The 17,573-nt window shown below is 47.3% G+C and carries 11 protein-coding genes; 3 read left to right on the top strand and 8 right to left on the bottom strand.

Features of this window, described 5'->3' with window-relative positions; translation table 11 throughout:
* Positions 1–21 precede the first annotated feature (21 nt).
* The gene (locus FE785_RS10035) at positions 22–2,094 is read right to left on the bottom strand and encodes a [FeFe] hydrogenase, group A (protein WP_138565614.1); all 2,073 of its coding nucleotides are present in this window, start codon (positions 2,092–2,094) and stop codon (positions 22–24) included.
* 103 nt (positions 2,095–2,197) lie between these two features.
* Positions 2,198–3,157: an AEC family transporter gene (locus FE785_RS10030; RefSeq protein ID WP_138565613.1), complete on the bottom strand. Its 960-nt coding sequence runs from the start codon at positions 3,155–3,157 to the stop codon at positions 2,198–2,200.
* Between the two features lie 274 nt (positions 3,158–3,431).
* Here FE785_RS10030 and FE785_RS10025 point away from each other — a divergent pair, with 274 nt between their 5' ends.
* The 3 genes from FE785_RS10025 to FE785_RS10015 all read left to right on the top strand — a co-directional run bounded on the left by FE785_RS10025 (position 3,432) and on the right by FE785_RS10015 (position 6,672).
* Entirely contained in the window at positions 3,432–5,324 is a 1,893-nt protein-coding gene (locus tag FE785_RS10025; protein WP_168188958.1) for an EAL domain-containing protein, read from the top strand.
* Positions 5,325–5,332: 8 nt separating this feature from the next.
* Positions 5,333–5,653, top strand: coding sequence for a putative quinol monooxygenase (locus tag FE785_RS10020; protein ID WP_138565611.1), 321 nt, complete (start codon positions 5,333–5,335; stop codon positions 5,651–5,653).
* Positions 5,654–5,910: 257 nt separating this feature from the next.
* The gene (locus tag FE785_RS10015; RefSeq protein WP_168188957.1) at positions 5,911–6,672 is read left to right on the top strand and encodes a substrate-binding periplasmic protein; all 762 of its coding nucleotides are present in this window, start codon (positions 5,911–5,913) and stop codon (positions 6,670–6,672) included.
* Between the two features lie 52 nt (positions 6,673–6,724).
* On the opposite strand, the gene FE785_RS10010 is transcribed toward FE785_RS10015, so the two are convergent.
* The 6 genes from FE785_RS10010 to gpmI form a co-directional block, all read right to left on the bottom strand.
* A complete protein-coding gene (locus tag FE785_RS10010) occupies positions 6,725–7,114 on the bottom strand; it encodes a 3D domain-containing protein (RefSeq protein WP_138565609.1) in 390 nt (129 codons plus the stop codon).
* A 141-nt stretch (positions 7,115–7,255) separates the two neighbouring features.
* Positions 7,256–7,888, bottom strand: a complete 633-nt coding sequence (locus FE785_RS10005; RefSeq protein ID WP_138565608.1) for a MarC family protein — start codon at positions 7,886–7,888, stop codon at positions 7,256–7,258.
* A gap of 872 nt (positions 7,889–8,760) precedes the next feature.
* Positions 8,761–9,534, bottom strand: a complete 774-nt coding sequence (locus FE785_RS10000) for a hypothetical protein (RefSeq protein WP_138565607.1) — start codon at positions 9,532–9,534, stop codon at positions 8,761–8,763.
* Between the two features lie 203 nt (positions 9,535–9,737).
* The gene (locus FE785_RS09995; RefSeq protein ID WP_138565606.1) at positions 9,738–11,147 is read right to left on the bottom strand and encodes an FAD-dependent oxidoreductase; all 1,410 of its coding nucleotides are present in this window, start codon (positions 11,145–11,147) and stop codon (positions 9,738–9,740) included.
* Between the two features lie 14 nt (positions 11,148–11,161).
* Positions 11,162–15,652: a glutamate synthase large subunit gene (gltB, locus tag FE785_RS09990; RefSeq protein WP_138565605.1), complete on the bottom strand. Its 4,491-nt coding sequence runs from the start codon at positions 15,650–15,652 to the stop codon at positions 11,162–11,164.
* A 310-nt stretch (positions 15,653–15,962) separates the two neighbouring features.
* Complete coding sequence (gene gpmI / locus FE785_RS09985) at positions 15,963–17,531, bottom strand: 2,3-bisphosphoglycerate-independent phosphoglycerate mutase (protein ID WP_138565604.1); 1,569 nt, start codon at positions 17,529–17,531, stop codon at positions 15,963–15,965.
* Positions 17,532–17,573: the final 42 nt, after the last annotated feature.

Raw genomic sequence — 17,573 nt, 5'->3', positions numbered from 1 at the left:
CAGCTTAATGTCAATCTGGCACTACAGGACTTCTCTTTGCAGACGTTTTATTAATGGTCTGCCTCCAGTTCCGGCATCGGTTTCTGTCAGTTCCACGTGGAAACGACAGGTCTCTCCTAGCGGGGTTATAACGGTTAGGTCTTCACTATCTGCGGCAGAACGCATTTGATGGCGGGCAAACATGGCCGCGAATTGCCTTGGTGGCAATTTTTCGGAAATCAATCGTTTGATATTTTCAATGCCTTTGACTTCACCAAAAGGCGAGGCCGTTGACCAAATGGCTTGCGGGTGAAACAGCTGCTCAATACGTGAGCTATCACGACGGTCGACACTGTCGAGAAACTGCATCAACAACAAGCGTTTCGAATGCCTTGGCGCATAGTGGGTGTGTAATAGTTTATGCGCCTTGGCTGAATTGGGCTGGTCAAGCTCGGTGGCATAGAGGGTTTGAACGTCGCGGTTTTCATAAGAGCGGCGTCGTGGTGAATTCTGATCAATCTGATAAATTGCCTGCATGCGTTTTTGCAGTACTTGAGGATCCATCGATTTGGGTTCGCCGCCGCCACCCAGGCAGCCGCCGACGCAAGCCATGACTTCTATGGCGATGAACTCGTCGCGCCAGCTTTCATCTGCCAGCAGTCGTTGTGCGGCGGCAATGCCGTTACAGATGGCAACCTTGCCGACGCCTGAGATCTCGGCGGTTTTAATGCCTTGATGGACGCCGCGCAATTGATGCCAATCCATGGGTAACGAATCTTCTTCACCAATAAAGTGTGCGGCGGTTCTGACAACCGCTTCCATAACGCCGCCGGAGGCGCCGAAGATTTGCGCAGCACCGGTACTTTCACCCAGAGGATTATCAAATTCGCCATCTTCCTCAAGCGCATTGAACTTGATGCCGCGGGCTTTAATCATACGAGCCAATTCACGTGTGGTGAGCACATGATCGACATCCTCGGAAACGCCAGGGCGCTGCGCTTCGTCTTTTTTTGCGGTACAAGGCATGACGCTGACCACATAGGGTTCATCCTCGCCTTCAGCAAAACCAGCGCCCAAGCTTTTCGCAAAAGCGCCACGCTTGGTTAGGGCGCCATGCATCTGTTGGGGTGATTTGGTGGTGCTGAGATGAGGCAGGATATCCGGACGATGGATTTCCACCCAGTTAATCCAGCCGGGACAACACGAGGTGAATAAAGGCAGGTTTTTGTGTTCTTTGAGGCGGGCCAATAATTCGGTGCCTTCTTCCATAATGGTCAAATCTGCGGCAAAGTTGGTATCAAAGACATAATCGAAGCCGAGTTGACGTAAGGCGTTAATCATCCGACCGGTGCTGATAGTACCGGGTTTCATGCCAAACTCTTCACCGATCGCAACGCGTGTCGCTGGTGCGACCTGCACCGCGGAGACGCGGCGGTGGCTATCTAGAGTATGGATCACATCATGCCAGTGCGGCGTTTCGATCAAAGCGCCCACCGGGCAGACCAGAGTGCATTGGCCGCATGAGATACAATCGGTTTGGGAAAGTTCTTGATCGAATACGGTCACCGGAATCCGTCCTGAACTGCGTTCGGCAAACCCGATAATATGCAAATTTTGTCCGGCATCGCCACAGGCTTCGGCACAAAGTCCGCATTCGACACATTTGGAGAGGTCTCGCCAGATGCTTGGCGAGGTGTGGTCGGTCAAGCGGTGTTCGGGGTGCTGAATCGAGCCACGCGGCAGTTTCGGCCAGACATCTTCCAGTTGATATTCACTGACCAGGTTTTGGAACTGGCAGGAGCCGTTGACTTCACAGCGAATACAATCATTGGGGTGGCGAGCCAGCAGCCATTGCATATCGGTCTTGCGAAACTCTTCCAGTTTGGCCGAATCGGTGACGATAATATCGCCGTCCTTGACTTGGGTTTTACAAGCCGGTTGAGGTTTGGGCGCACTGCTGACCTCAACCAGGCACATACGGCAAACCGCATGGGTTGGCAAGCGAGGGTAATAGCACAGGGTTGGAATATGCACTTCGGCAAGACGCGCGGCGTCCAATAAGGTAGCGCCTTGTTCAAGCTCGACGTTACGACCGTTTACAGTTGCTTTAATCATCGCATTCCCCCGCATTTAATAAGGAAGAATTTGCAGTATTACATAACTGAGCTGATTAAAAAACTATTTTGGCTGTAAGCAACATTGAATTGTTGCCATTTTTTCAGGTTAAAGGAATCGGTGAAAAATTGAGCAGAAGCGATAGCGTCAGCAAAGATAAAACGGTCGATAACAAAATGGTCTGCGCGGTAATCAAGGCATCCTTCCGGTAAAACTCGGCAAGCATATAAGGGCCTGTACCTGTCGGCAGGGCAGCGAGAAATACCGCCATCATCGCCAATTCGGTCGGTATCTCAAACAGATAAAACACTAACACCGCCATTAATAGTGGTTGCACTATCAGTTTGGCTGCGGTCAAGCTCAAAGCCGTCTTACGGGCTTGGCTCAGTGTTGCGCTTTGGTCGGCCGAAGCATTGGCTAAAAACAGCCCAAGACTGATTAATGCGCAAGGACTGGCCGCGTCCGCCAGTAAGCCCAAAAAGGTATCCACGCCGCTTGGCAGAGAATAGGGGGTGGCGGCAAATAGGGCACCGCCAATCGGGGCAAGCACCAATGGATTCTTAAAAACCGATTTGAAGACATTGAGTGCGCGTAAGTGCCAAGCCAAAGAAGCGTGTATCACCGTTTCAATCAGTATCAAAGCAAATCCGAATAGAATCGAGACAACGATAATACTGGCAATGGCGGTAGGTATTTCACTGGCTGCACCAAATACCAGAAACATCAGAGGAAAACCGATATAACCAGTATTGGCATAAGAGGCGGCGACACTATCAATGCTTGCGGCGGCTAAATCGACCCCTTTTTTCAAGCGCCACAGCAAAACCAGAAAAAACACCGCAAAGGTGCCTAGCGTATAGGCCATGATGAAATCCGCCTGAAACAGCTTTTGCCAGTCACTTTTAGCCATAATTTCGAATAGCAGTGCCGGCAGTGCCAGCCAGATCACAAATCGGCTTAGCTCACCGGCCGCATTTGCGCCGAAAATACCGGCCTTGCGGCTTGCATAGCCGGCGCCTATCAAAGCAAATACCGGAAATAGGATGGTTAGGGTGCTGAGCATAAATGACGGGTATCGGGGTTTGCGGTTTAACTAAAAATCTTAACGTCATTATATTGAATGAGGGAGCCTGCGCGCATAATTTTGCGCCCATATCAGATATTCTGATTTAACATTCAGGTTTGCTGACCCTACACTGAGTAGAGCACGGGTTGCTTGGTGTTTCAATTCGGTTTGGGTTGAAAACGGTAGTCGATTGCAAATCGTTGATTAATATGTGAAAGTAATTACGGCGCTTATGTCTTAAAAATATAGGTTATCAGTGATGAGGTCATCTGTGGAGAATAATAGTCAATTTAGAGTTTTGCCTCATCATGGCTACAGTACCGAGAATTATCGAAAAACCGTGATGTTGCGGATCAAGTTTTCGGTAGTCCTTATTCTTATTTTTTCCGTGTTTTCCCTATGGCAGAATCTCGAGAGCGACTTGATTCTTGCCATATCGCTGTTTCTTGTGCCCTTGTTTGGCTTCGGGGTGGTCGGTTTTTGTAAATCCATCGATGCTTTGGAGGTGATGCTGTTTTATTTGAAAAGCATCGCTTTGCTGGTACTGATTATCGTGCCGCTTTTTATAGAAAACCAAAGCAGTGATTTTCAAATCAGGGTGGCGATGATCTATGCGCTGCTTTATTTCGCCTATATTTCCGACTTTCTCTATATCAATAAGATGCGTTTTTTTGGATTTGCCGCCATCGGTTGTCTGGGCGCTTTTTTCCTCCCGGTTGAGCTGACCACCCGTATTGTACTGGTGTTAGCACTGATTTTTATCACCTTATTGGCGTTCGATACGGTCAAGTTGCGCCAGCAGAATATGCAGCTGATTGATGAATTGCAGCAATCTTCGGAAGAGACTATCTATAAGTTGTCACATTTCGATTCCTTGACCGGTTTTCCCAACCGCACCATGTTTGCAGAGTTAGGTGAAATCTATACCAAAGAGCCGGAATGGAAGCAGAAAAGGCTTGCCGTACTGGCAATCGGTTTAGACGGTTTCAAAGCCATTAACGAATCTTTTGGTCATTCCACCGGAGATTTGGTATTGCAGCAGGTCTCGACACGTATCAAGCAGATTGCAGCGCGGCATCAAAACATTGTCTCGCGCTTTGGCGGTGACCACTTCACCGTAGCGATAATGAATTATCCTGACAAAGAGACGGTGGAAAGGCTGGCGCAAAAATTACTGGCGACTCTTGCCGAGCCGATTGAACTTGAAGATGAACAGGTGATTTTGACCTGTAGTGTCGGTATCGCCTTTAAAGTCGAGCCGAGTGATGATTTTATATTATTGGCGCGCGAAGCCGAAACCGCGATGAACGAGGCCAAAATCCAAGGGCGCAACCGTTATCTACTATTTCAACAGAATCTGTTGTCGTTATCACAAGCTCGACTGCGTATCGAGAATAGCCTGCGCCGCGCCATCAACGAACAAAAAGGCTTTTATTTGGAATATCAGCCAAAAATCAATATACAGACCGAACAGATCTGCGGGGTCGAGGCTTTGGTTCGTTGGCAGGACAAGGAGCTGGGCAGCTTGAGTCCCGCCGATTTCATTCCTATCGCCGAGCACACCGGGTTGATTGTGCCTTTGGGGTATTGGATTTTTGAGCAGGCATTGATCGACCTGAAAACTTTGCAATTAAAGGGTATCGACCTGCATAGCATGAGTATCAATTTGTCTGCCAGACAATTTGAAGAGCCCTCCCTGCTTGATCATCTATTGGCATTGTTGCATCGCACCGGTGTCAAAGCCGAAAAAATCGACTTGGAGCTCACCGAAAGCGCGGTGATGCGCTCACCGCAAGAAGCGATTCAAACCCTGAGCCGATTTCAGCAAGAAAGAATGACGGTCTCGATTGACGATTTTGGTATCGCCTATTCATCATTGAGTTATTTAAAATCGTTACCCGCAAGCCGCTTGAAAATCGACCAATCCTTTATTCGTGAATTGGAAGACGGTAATGATGATTATGCGATTACTGCAAGTATTATCGAAATGGGGCATAATTTGGGCTTGAAAGTGCTCGCCGAAGGGGTTGAGACACAAGCGCAGTGCGCGCTTCTCAAAAAAATAGGTTGTGATGAAATCCAAGGTTTCTACTATAGCAGGCCCTTGCCGCTGGAAAAGCTAATCGAATTTATCCAACAACACAATGATGGACTTAATCAATAAGGAATAGGATGTCATCCAAAGTTTACTGTATTGCCGAATTTTTGCCTAAAGCCGGTCAGGAACAAGCCCTGTTTGAAGTGCTACGTTCGCTAGAGCCGCAAACCTTAAGAGAAGACGGCTGTATTCAATACCGAGTCACCCGGCAGGTTGCCAGCTCTTTTGCCGAGGGAACCGGTTTCCCGATAGTGTTTAACGAAATCTGGGCTTCAATGGCCGATTTCGAGCTGCACTGCCAAAAAGACTATATCGTCGATTTTTTTCAGAACTATTGTCTTGCCGAAGACGGGCTCGCAAAGGATTGGAATGTCCGGGTTTTCTCAGATGAATAAGCACCGATAAAACGTATTATTGCTGGATAAGTGTCGATATTTCTTGCTAGAAATATTTGTTGCATAAGTGTTTGCCAAGGGCTGAATTTTATCTCTGTTGAGGTTATGATGGCCCTAATAGTAGATTGAAACAAGCCCCGGCCATATTTATGTTTTTTTTGAAAAGATTTAGCTTCAATCGGTGTTTTAATCGATTGGCCGGCGTGGCTTTTAATCGAATCATTTTTATTGCCTTATGTAGCGGCCCCGTTGCGGCCATGTCACAGCCAGTCAATCAATTTCAGACGATTGAGTTATCATCGGCTCCTTCTTTAGCACAAGCCAAAAAAAGCTTCGTTATGGGGTTTCCCATGTCCCCGGATTCGGCGCCTTTATACCGCTTTTTTTACCAGTTATATCTTCAGGCTTTTACTCGATTAGGTTATGAATTTTCGATTAAGCAGTTGCCCTTAAAGCGCAGTTCACTTATGGCCAATAATGGTGAAGTGGACGGTGAACCCAACCGAATTTTCGCCTATGGTGAAACCTATGCCAATATGGTTCGTGTCGACGAGCCAGTGTTTATCAATCGTGTTGTCGCTATTGCTAACAATGATGAGTTTCATGTCGACAGCTGGCAGAGCTTACAAGACAGCAATCTTTATGTTGCTCATTTAATCGGCTCTTTACGCACAGAGCGAGAGTTAAACAAGGTCTTGCCAAAGAGCAGCATCGTTTCCAATTCCGAGGTTCAGTTCAGTCTGGATCAATTGTTGGCAGGACGAGTGGATCTATATATTGATTTGCAATCTCGTATCTCGCCTAATTTAGCTCAAGAGAAATATAAGACTTTGCAGCAAGTGGGGATTCTGGTTGAAGAGTTTGCTTACCCCTATGTTCATGTCAAACATAAGGCGTTGGCGGAGGGTTTGGCTAAGGTTTTGAAGCAGCTGAAGCAAGAGGGGATTTATCAGCAGTTGTTAACTCAGTATTTACCCTATGTTGAGAGCGAAACCATTCAAGAGAAGTTATTGGATTGATAATCTGTACAGAAACCGGTTGAGATAAATTGGTTTTGGCTATTTGTGACGACTATTGGTTTGCGGCGATCCAGCTGATGGTGACTTCTTGCTTGCCCCATTCTTTAGCGGCCTGATGATCCAAGCCCATATAGATATCGATTTTCTTTTCCCAGCGTTTATGCATCTTATCGAGCACGATATATTCGCCCGGTAAGCCGGAGATAGTCACCTTGCTGCCGTTTGTTAAGCCATGTTGCAATAAATCGCGTGAGACCGCAATCGCTTTCATGCCCGGTTCGAGTTCATTGTTCCAGGCAGCGAGAAACGGTGTCTTATCGGTTTGGGAGTGGGTTGAGGTATAGGCCGTGGCGGTGACCTTGAGTTCGTTTTTATTTTCAGTGCCGCAGGCAGAGAGCATTAGCGTGACGCTAGCGAACAAGAAAAACCGAGCTGTTTTCATGATCGTTCCTTGCAAGTGACTGTTAATAAAGATGATTTTATTATAGCGGATTTTGCCGGAAAAAGATCTTTTGCTCGCGAATGGCTTGCTTGCCCATCGCGAACATCGATAATAAAGCTCTATTTTGAAGTTTGGCGCAGCTTAAAGATTGAAGGCGCCCTGGATACCGCTCACGACCATTTGTGTACCGATTACTGCCAGAATCATCCCCATCATACGGGTGATCACACCCAAGGCGCTGGCACCGATGTAGGTGATGAATTTCTCGCCGTAGATAAACAAGAAATAGGTGATGACACACATGACCGCGAACATCGCAATGGTGATAAGCACCGGCAATATATCGCCACCTGCGGAAAAACTCATCGCCGTGGTAATGGTACCCGGTCCGGCCAAAATCGGCATCGCCAACGGAGAAATGGCAATTCCCAAGGCGGCTTCGCGTGATTGTTTGCGGTCTTTCTCGCTTGGGTTCTGCACGCTTGATTGCGAGCCTTGCAACATCTGCATACCAATGACAAACAGAATCAAGCCCCCGGTGATCTGAAACGCCGATACCGTCAAACCGAAAATGGTAAAGATAAAGTTACCGGTAATCGAAAATACCGCAACGATAATAAACGCCAGCATCAGCGAGCGCACCGCAATAAAGCGGGTAGTATGGCTGTCTTCACTGCGCGTCAAACTCAAGAATATCGGCACAATCGCCACCGGGTTCATAATGGCGAAAAAGCCCATGAACACACTAAAGGCAAAAAGAAGTTGGTTTTCCATTTCTTATCTCGTAATTAAGCTTACTCACAAAATATCCTAAGACATTTAGCAGGGAAATTCGGAGTAAATTTTATGTGCTGAAGAAAAATGGGGATGATACAGATTTTTGCCAAAAATTGTCAGCACTGATTTAACTATCATCAGATGTTTTTTGCTCAACTGTCTTTATGTAAACTGGTTAGCATTTCACTGACCCCAATTATTTTTTTGAATTTTAGGTGTTGAGCTTTGTTTAAGGGGTAATGATTTGGTTTAGATGGTTGCGAAGCCCTTATAGACATCGTTATATCTTTGGATTTCTATATTGGGCTTCACGTTACTATTTTTGCTTGCCCAAAAATAGTAACCACAAAAAGGGCACCCTGATGACGCCCTTTATTTCACTAAGCTCGTCTGCTGGAATTCCCGAACTCGCTGCGCTCAAACATGCGGGAATTCTTAACCGCATCCTTCGCTAATTGAAATCACAAGAGCTTACAAAAGGGGGCCCGTTCCGCGCACGTTATTTTGATTCAACGTCGCTTATTTAATCGTAGGTTTTGAGTTAGGTGCGTGATATTTAACCACCTAAGAAAAATGACTTTGACGCCAAAAGTCCCTTTGGAATAAATAGAGCAGAGTTCTTAACGTAGTGAACGATGAAAAATTCTCGCATGTTTGAGCGAAGCTTGCGGCGCGAGTTCGAGAATTTCAGTGAACAAGTTTAGAACCTGCCTATTTATGTAACAGGGTGTCTTTTTTTGCCTACTTTGTTGGACAAGCAACAAAGTAGGGTGAAGCCTATTAAATGAAATTAAGGCAAAGTAAAATAATTAAAAAGGCTTCGCAACCGCTGCATTTAAGTTTACTCAGACTCTTCGATTATTTTGAGTTTAATTTGTAAGCTTTTTTAGTGTGGGATTACACCAGTTCCAGTCTACTTTTTTGAATTCTTTATCATTTTGTGGAACGAAGTTATTTTTGTAATCAAGTTCGATATTTTGTTTGTTTTTTTCGAGTCGTTCAATATCAATTGGAGTGAGGATGAACTCATATTGGTTGTCTACGAGTTTAAATTCCTCTGGTGAATGTAATTCAATTGTTGCAGTATACCTTCCAGTCTTCCAAGAAAATGATTGCTTTATAAAGCTGTAAAGGTCTGTCATTTCTTGACACGCAATGAACTCTTTAGGCTCATATTTTTCTTGTTGTTTTAAGTATGAGAGTTTTTTTACTGCTGCTAACTCAAGATCGTACTTATTATTCAAATAAAGGGTTTCTTGGCACTCTATAGATCGCTCTTCAATTTCTTTTTGGTTTAATTTAATCGCTAATACAGATTGTTCTTTTTCGTATGGCAAAACACTTCCATCTGGAGCGGTCATTTTTAAAACCTGCTGACGAATACCTTGCCATTCAAATATTTTTTCTTCGCCGCTTTCGTGTACCAGTTTAATTTTTAGACCTGATACGACTATGTCTCGATTTTCGACAGAGAAGGCAATTCGAATATTGAAAATTGGGCCAAGAACTGTAAAGCCAATCTCCCCGTCACGTTTGGTGATTACCCGAATGACTGGTTTTGTTACTGCGTTTTTTATAACCGAAAAGACGTGAGGTGTCCAAGCAAGGGCTCCGAGAATTGCAGCCCAATCTAATATTTCCATCTTATCTCCGTTTATCGACTTAAAACTTAGCTAGTGTTAGTCATTAAATTGGTAATAAAGTTTTCTATGATTATACAGAATATTACATATACTAATAAATATTCAGGATTATGCCGTTATTTAGGGCAATAAAAAACCCGCTAAGGAATAATTTCCTTGCGGGTTTCTTTAAGGCAGATTGTTAAGGGAATCTTAAACGAATTTTAAACTTCTAGGAAATCCAAAATCCCTTCTGCTGCTGAACGCCCTTCGGCAATCGCTTCTACCACCAAACTTGAACCACGAACCATATCACCACCGGCGAATACTTTCGGATTCGTTGTCTGGAATGGGTATAGGCTGTCTTTAGAGGCGACCACGCCGTTCCAATCGTTAACATTGATAGCGAAGTCTGCAAACCATGCTGGTGGGTTTGGCTGGAAACCGAAGGCAACGATAACCGCATCACATTCGATAGTTTGCTCGGAACCTTCAACGATCTCGGCACGACGACGACCCGATGCATCCGGCTCACCCATGCGTGTTTCGGCTACCTTGATACCTTCAACCTTACCGTTACCGATCACTTCTACCGGAGCCAGATTGAACTTGAACTGAACACCTTCTTCCTTGGCGTTTTGTACTTCGGCGCGTGAACCCGGCATATTGGCTTCGTCACGACGGTAAACACAGTAAACGTCTTCGGCACCTTGGCGGATAGAAGTACGGGTACAGTCCATCGTGGTGTCCCCTCCACCTAGAACCACAACCTTTTTACCAGCCATGCTGATATAAGGTTCTGGATCGTTTGCCATGCCTAGTTCTTTTTTGACGTTACCGATTAGGAAATCCAACGCTTTATGAACACCCGGCAGGTCTTCACCCGGGAAACGACCGGCCATTGGCTTGTAGGTACCCATACCCAGGAATACCGCATCGTGGTTGTCCAGCAGGTCCTGGAACTGCACGTCTTTACCGATTTCTGTATTGCAGTGGAACTCGATGCCCATGCTTTCCAGAATCTCACGACGACGCACAACGATGTCTTTATCCAATTTGAACTGTGGAATACCGAAAGTCAAAAGACCGCCGATCTCCGGCTGCTTTTCGTATACCACGGCTTTAACACCGTTACGCGCTAGCACGTCAGCCGCAGCGATACCGGCAGGGCCGCCACCGATAATCGCGACTTTTTTGTCGGTCATGACAACGTTTGATAGATCCGGCTTCCAACCTTGCGCGAACGCCGTATCGGTGATGTATTTTTCCACCTGACCGATGGTGACCGCACCGAAGTTGGTGTCTTCAAGCGTACAAGCCTGTTCACATAGACGGTCTTGCGGACAGATACGACCACACATTTCCGGTAGCGAGTTGGTCTTGTGAGAGATCTCAACCGCTTCCATGATATTGCCTTCGGCCACCAGCTTCAGCCAGTTCGGAATATAGTTGTGAACCGGGCAAGCGTATTCGCAGTATGGGTTACCACAGTGCAAACAACGGTCGGCCTGTGCCATGGCGTCTTCCAGTTTGAATTCCGAATAGATTTCGGCAAACTCTTTGTTACGCTCGTTGGCCGCTTTCTTTTCAGGAAGCTGGCGGTTTAGTTCTAAAAATTGTCTTACATTTGGCATTTTTAAATTCCTTCCTAGTCAGCGTCTTTGGCAAATAGATCGAATAGCGCTTCGATATCGATAGAGCGCGACTTAACTAACCAGAACTGTCCGATATAAGTGCTGAAATTATCCAGAATTGTCTGACCCCATGGGCTGTTTGTCTTTTCAACATATTCTGTAATCAACGATTTCAGATAAACACGGTATTCTTCAGTGTTTTCCGTATCGATGCGAATCGCTTCAACCATCTCCGGGTTCAGGCGATCCGGCAGGTTCTTGCCTTCATCCAGGATGAACGCCATACCACCTGACATACCGGCACCGAAGTTAACACCGACTTCACCAAGGCTGACAACGGTACCACCGGTCATATATTCACAACCGTGGTCGCCTAAGCCTTCAACCACCGCGACCGCACCGGAGTTACGCACACCGAAACGCTCACCACCGGTACCGTTGGCTAGCAACTTACCGCCTGTCGCACCGTACAAACAGGTGTTACCGACGATAGGCGTGTTTTTTGCATCGAATGTCGAACCGGCTGGTGGACGGATGACGATTTCACCACCGGCCATACCTTTACCGACGTAATCGTTGGCATCACCTTCCAGGTGCAGGTTCAGACCGTCAACGTTGAATACACCGAACGACTGACCGGCGATACCGGTTAGTTTCAAGGTGATCGGCTGGTTTTTCATGCCGTTGTTGCCGTAACGGTCGGCGATTTCACCGGCAACACGCGCACCGATAGAACGGCCTGTGTTGACTAGGTTGAATTCGAAAGTACCACCGGCTTTGGCTTCGATGGCCGGTAGGGTTTCTTTAACCATCTCTTCAGCGATGTCACCGTGGTCCCACGGGTTGTTGCGATCTACCTGTACCGTGTGCGGTTTATCCGCCGGTACACCTGCATCGGTGATGAACGCCGAAAGATCGATGTTTTTCTGTTTCTCGGTTAGCGGCTCGTCGATCATCTTCAGTAGATCGACGCGACCGACCAACTCACCTAGTGTGCTCACACCCAATTTCGCCATCCACTCACGTGTTTCTTCGGCAACGAACTTGAAGTAGTTCATCACCATTTCCGGCATACCGATATAGTGCTCTTTACGCAGGCGCTTATCCTGTGTTGCAACACCTACCGCACAAGTATTCAAGTGACAGATTCGTAGGTATTTACAACCTAGCGCGATCATCGGTACGATACCGAAACCGAATGATTCCGCACCCAGGATGGCGGCTTTGATAACATCCAAACCGGTTTTCAGACCACCATCGGCCTGTACGATTACCTGACCACGTAGGTCGTTGGCACGAAGTACCTGATGCGCTTCCGCCAGCCCCATCTCAAACGGGTTACCGGCATATTTAACCGAAGTCATCGGCGATGCACCGGTACCACCGTCATAACCGGAGATAGTGATTAAGTCAGCGTAAGCCTTGGCAACACCGGCGGCGATTGTCCCCACGCCCGGCTCGGCAACCAGTTTCACCGATACCAACGCATTAGGGTTGATCTGTTTTAGATCGTAGATTAGCTGTGCCAAATCTTCGATCGAGTAAATATCGTGGTGCGGAGGCGGTGAAATCAGAGTTACACCCGGTACCGAGTGACGTAATTTAGCGATGGTCACATCAACTTTGTGACCCGGTAGCTGTCCGCCTTCACCCGGCTTGGCGCCCTGAGCAACTTTGATCTGTAGCACTTCGGCATTACGCAGATAGTGTGCGGTAACACCGAAACGACCTGATGCGATCTGCTTGATCTTAGACATTTTCTCTGTGCCGTAGCGAGAAGGATCTTCCGCCCCTTCACCCGAGTTAGAACGTGCACCTAGGCGGTTCATCGCCGTCGCCAGCGATTCGTGCGCTTCCGGTGATAAAGCACCCAAAGAGATACCTGCCGAATCGAAACGCTTATAGATTGATTCAACCGGTTCGACTTCAGAGATGTCGATACCTTTGATGTCGTCTTTAAAGGTGAACAGATCACGTACCGTCATGGCCGGACGGTTGTTTACCAGGTCACGGAATTTGTTGTATGAAGCCTGATCGTCTTTTTGTACCGCTTCACGGATGCTGTTAACCACTTCCGGGTTGAAAGCGTGGTATTCACCACCGTGAACATACTTGAATAGACCACCTTGCTGTAGAGGCTTACGTGGGTTAAACGCTTCCCACGCCAAACGACGCTGATCCAGCTCCAAGTGCTCGTATTTAGTACCTTGGATACGGCTTGGTGTGCCTTTGAAACATAGGTCAACGATATCAGAGCTTAGACCCACGGCTTCAAACAGCTGTGAACCACGGTAAGAGGTAATGGTCGAGATACCCATCTTCGATAGGATCTTGAACAGACCTTTGTTGATACCCTTACGGTAGTTTTTGATGTAAGTGTTAACAGGAGTTTCCGCATCCAGTTCGTTAGAACGGCGCATATCTTCAATGGCTTGGTAGGCCATATATGGATAAACCGCTGTTGCACCGTAACCGAACAATACCGCAAAGTGGTGAGGGTCACGTGCTGTCGCGGTTTCTACCACGATGTTCGCTTCGGTACGCAGACCTTCGGTAATCAAGTGGTGGTGAACCGCACCGGTCGCCATCGCTGCCGGAATCGTGGTCTTACCGTTTTCGATATCCAGATCAGATAGTACCAGAATGGTCTTGCCGGCTTGAACTTCTGCGGCTGCCAAAGCACAGACGTCTTTGATCGCCTGTTCTAGACCTTTTTCTTCATGGTCATAGTGCAGGGAAATCTTAACGTTGTCATAACCTGGCGCATCGAAGTCCATTAGCTGTTGCATCATTGACGGGCTAAGTACCGGAGAACGAACTTCCAAGCGTTTGGCGTGCTCAGGACCCGCTTCGAACATGTTCAGTTCGCGACCGAAACAGGTGTTCAATGACATTACGATATTTTCACGTAGCGGGTCGATCGGCGGGTTAGTTACCTGCGCGAACATCTGGCGGAAGTAATCGAATACTGAACGCGGCTTGTGTGAGAACACCGGTAAAGGCGCATCGTCACCCATCGATACCGTCGCTTCCTGACCGTCTTCAGCCAAGACGCGGATAACCGCATCGCGCTCTTCGAAGGTTACCTGGAAATATTTCTGGTAGGTTTCTGATGTCAGGCTATCCCAATCAAGCGTTTTTTCGTCTTGGTTCAGGGTCTCTTCGATATGCATATAGCCTGAATCCATCCACTCACGGTATGGGTTGGCTGATTTTAGCTGGTTATCGATCTCATCCGGCTTGACCAGAGTGCCGTTTTCCAAGTCTACCGCGATCATCTGGCCTGGCTTCAAGCGGCCTTTTTCGACCACGTCTTCCGGCGCGTAGTTATAAACACCGATTTCTGATGCAAAAGTGATATGACGGTCTTTAGTGATGACATAACGTGTCGGGCGTAGACCGTTACGGTCCACACCACAAATCGCGTACTTACCTGTGTTAAGAACCATACCGGCCGGGCCATCCCATGGCTCCATGTGCATGGAGTTGTATTCCAGGAAGGCTTTTTTGTCAGCATCCATGCTTGGGATATTCTGCCAAGCCGGTGGCACCAACAGGCGCAATGCCTGGAAAATATGCATGTCACCCATCATTAGGATTTCGATCATATTATCCAATGAGTTCGAATCCGAACCTTCCTGAGAAACCAGCGGCTTCAGCTCGCCTAGTTCAGGAAGTAGCGGGGTGGCGAATTTTTTCTGGCGTGCCAAGGCCCAGTTACGGTTACCGCGGATAGTGTTCAACTCACCGTTGTGTGCCAGGAAGCGGAATGGCTGGGCCAGACGCCACTGTGGTGTGGTGTTGGTTGAGAAACGCTGATGGTATGAGATCGATGACGACGCAAATGCAGGGTTTTTCAGGTCAAGATAGAACTCAGGAAGCTCTTTAGGCATGACCAGACCTTTATAGGACAATAACTGACTATTCAAAGACGCAATGTAGAAAGTACCATCTGCAGGTTCAATCGCCATTTCTGTTTTACGACGCGCTGTAAACAGAATGCGGTTGAACTCGGCTTCTTCCATGCCTTCGGCGGCATTAACAAATACCTGCTCAATCAAAGGCTCCATGCCTGCAGCTTGCGCACCCAGCACTTCAGAACGTACCGGTACTTTACGCCAGCCGGCAACGGTTAGGCCGTTAGCACTAAGGTTGCTTTCCAATGTTTGACGAGCCAACTCGGCTTTGGTGGCATCCTGGTTTAGGAAAACCATACCGGCAGCATAGATAGAACCTAAGCTAATACCGCTTTCGTTGGCTACAGAGGCTAAGAAGTCCATTGGCTTTTTGATCAAAAGACCACAACCGTCACCTGTACAACAGTCGGCAGCAACACCACCTCGGTGGGTCATGTTTGCCAAGGATTCAATTGCCGTTTCAACCAGCCAGTGGCTAGGCTTGTCGTCCATATTGGCAATCAAACCAAAACCACAGTTCTCCTTTTCAAACTCCGGAGAGTATAGGCCGCCTAAATTCAGGGCGTTGTGCGATTGTAGTGGATTCATAGTCAGTTTCCTGTTTGTCGTTCATTTCCAAATATTGTTTTTTGGCAGGGATAATATCTCGAAAAAATTATTTAACCCTTTGAAATATCTGGAATTTGTGTCTTTTTTGCGCGTTCAAATTTATAAAAATAGCGAGGGATTATACTTTATTTTGACGCTATAAATCAATGCTTAGCCGCGGTTGCAGGCTATTAAATTTGCTGTCAATTTGTTGATTGGCAAATACTAAAAATGACCGATAAGCGGTCATTTTGAAAAAGCTTGTTCAGCATGGGCTCTGCGTTGAGCCCATGCTGTGAAAGGCAATGTTTTATTTACAAAGCGTCTGGCCGGTCATTTCTTCCGGTTGCTTGATGTTCATTAGATCAAGCATGGTCGGCATAACATCCGGTAAGCTACCGCCGCTACGCAGTTCACATTCGCGTTTACCGAAGTAGACCAGTGGAACCGGGCAAGTAGTGTGTGAAGTCAGAGGTTTTCCTGTTTCCGGGTCAACCAGCATTTCGATATTACCGTGGTCTGCAGTGATGATTGCCTGACCGTTAACTTCTTGCAACGCATCAAGAACGCGACCCAGGGCTGTATCAACCGCTTCGACCGCCTTGATGCAGGCTTCCATAATACCTGTGTGGCCGACCATGTCCGGGTTGGCGATATTACAGATGAATGTATCGTATTCACCGGAGCGAATCGCTTCGCATAGCTTATCGGCAACTTCTTCGACACTCATTTCAGGTTGCATGTCGTAGGTGCGAACTTTTGGTGATGGCACCAAAATACGGTCTTCACCTTGGTAAGGCGCTTCGATACCTCCGTTGAGGAAGAAAGTGACGTGCGCGTATTTTTCGGTTTCGGCAATGCGCAGTTGCTTCATGCCCAGGTTTGAAATCACTTCACCGAAAGTGTTTTTCAGGTTGGTTGGGCGATAAGCGATGCTGGCACCGAATTTCTCGAAATTCTTGTTGTATTCGGTGAGCGTGACAAAGCTTGACAGGATCGGCTTGGCACAACGATGGAAGTCACCGAAGTCATCCATAATGAACGAGCTGGTGATTTGACGCGCACGGTCGGCACGGTAGTTCATGAAGATAACCGAGTCGCCGTCTTTAATGCGCGGTTTTTTGCCACTTTTCTTCAAAATGGTGGTCGGCTGGATGAATTCATCTGTCTCTTCACGGGCATAAGCCATATCAATCGCTTCTTGAGCGCTGTTGGCTTCAAAGTTCGCTTGTGCACAGCAAACGTTGTTATAGGCTTTTTCGATACGGTCCCAACGGTTGTCACGGTCCATCGCAAAGAAGCGACCGGTGATCGAGGCGATGCGACCGCCGCCGATTTCGGCCATGTAGTTTTCCAGCTCTTCAACATATTGCTTGGCACTTTGTGGTGCCGTATCACGGCCGTCGGCAAAAACGTGAACCCAAGTCTTAACGCCGCGTTCAACCGACAGTTTTACTGCCGCTTTGATATGGTCGATGTGCGAATGCACGCCACCGTCCGATAAAAGACCGAGGATGTGTACATGACGACCGCGCTGATTGGCCTTGTCAATCGCGTTCAATAAAGCGTGGTTGTTGAAAAAGCGACCTTCATCGATATCCTTTTGAATACGAGTCAATTCCTGATAGACAATACGACCGGCACCCAGGTTGGTGTGACCCACTTCCGAGTTCCCCATCTGTCCTGTCGGTAGGCCAACCGACATACCTGAGGTGTCGATTAAGGTCTTTGGGCTATTGGCTACCAGCTTGTCCCAGTTTGGGGTATTGGCTTGCGCAATGGCGTTGTGTTCAACTTCTTCACGATGCCCCCAACCGTCAAGGATAATTAAACCTGTAGGACGTTGTGGCGATTTTGCAGTTTTTTCTTTGCTAGGCATTTGTTGTTTTTACCCTGTAAAAATTTAGTCAATTCTGTTTAT

It is taken from the genome of Thiomicrorhabdus sediminis, from assembly GCF_005885815.1.
Classification (GTDB): domain Bacteria; phylum Pseudomonadota; class Gammaproteobacteria; order Thiomicrospirales; family Thiomicrospiraceae; genus Thiomicrorhabdus; species Thiomicrorhabdus sediminis.
This window is presented reverse-complemented; position numbering and strand designations above follow the sequence as displayed.

Excerpts from the sequence above, each read along its gene's own strand:
- FE785_RS10035 (WP_138565614.1), bottom strand. The coding sequence starts at position 2,094 with ATGATTAAAGCAACTGTAAACGGTCGTAACGTCGAGCTTGAACAAGGC.
- FE785_RS10030 (WP_138565613.1), bottom strand. The coding sequence starts at position 3,157 with ATGCTCAGCACCCTAACCATCCTATTTCCGGTATTTGCTTTGATAGGC.
- FE785_RS10020 (WP_138565611.1), top strand. The coding sequence starts at position 5,333 with ATGTCATCCAAAGTTTACTGTATTGCCGAATTTTTGCCTAAAGCCGGT.
- FE785_RS10015 (WP_168188957.1), top strand. The coding sequence starts at position 5,911 with ATGTCACAGCCAGTCAATCAATTTCAGACGATTGAGTTATCATCGGCT.
- FE785_RS10010 (WP_138565609.1), bottom strand. The coding sequence starts at position 7,114 with ATGAAAACAGCTCGGTTTTTCTTGTTCGCTAGCGTCACGCTAATGCTC.
- FE785_RS10005 (WP_138565608.1), bottom strand. The coding sequence starts at position 7,888 with ATGGAAAACCAACTTCTTTTTGCCTTTAGTGTGTTCATGGGCTTTTTC.
- FE785_RS10000 (WP_138565607.1), bottom strand. The coding sequence starts at position 9,534 with ATGGAAATATTAGATTGGGCTGCAATTCTCGGAGCCCTTGCTTGGACA.
- FE785_RS09995 (WP_138565606.1), bottom strand. The coding sequence starts at position 11,147 with ATGCCAAATGTAAGACAATTTTTAGAACTAAACCGCCAGCTTCCTGAA.
- gltB (WP_138565605.1), bottom strand. The coding sequence starts at position 15,652 with ATGAATCCACTACAATCGCACAACGCCCTGAATTTAGGCGGCCTATAC.
- gpmI (WP_138565604.1), bottom strand. The coding sequence starts at position 17,531 with ATGCCTAGCAAAGAAAAAACTGCAAAATCGCCACAACGTCCTACAGGT.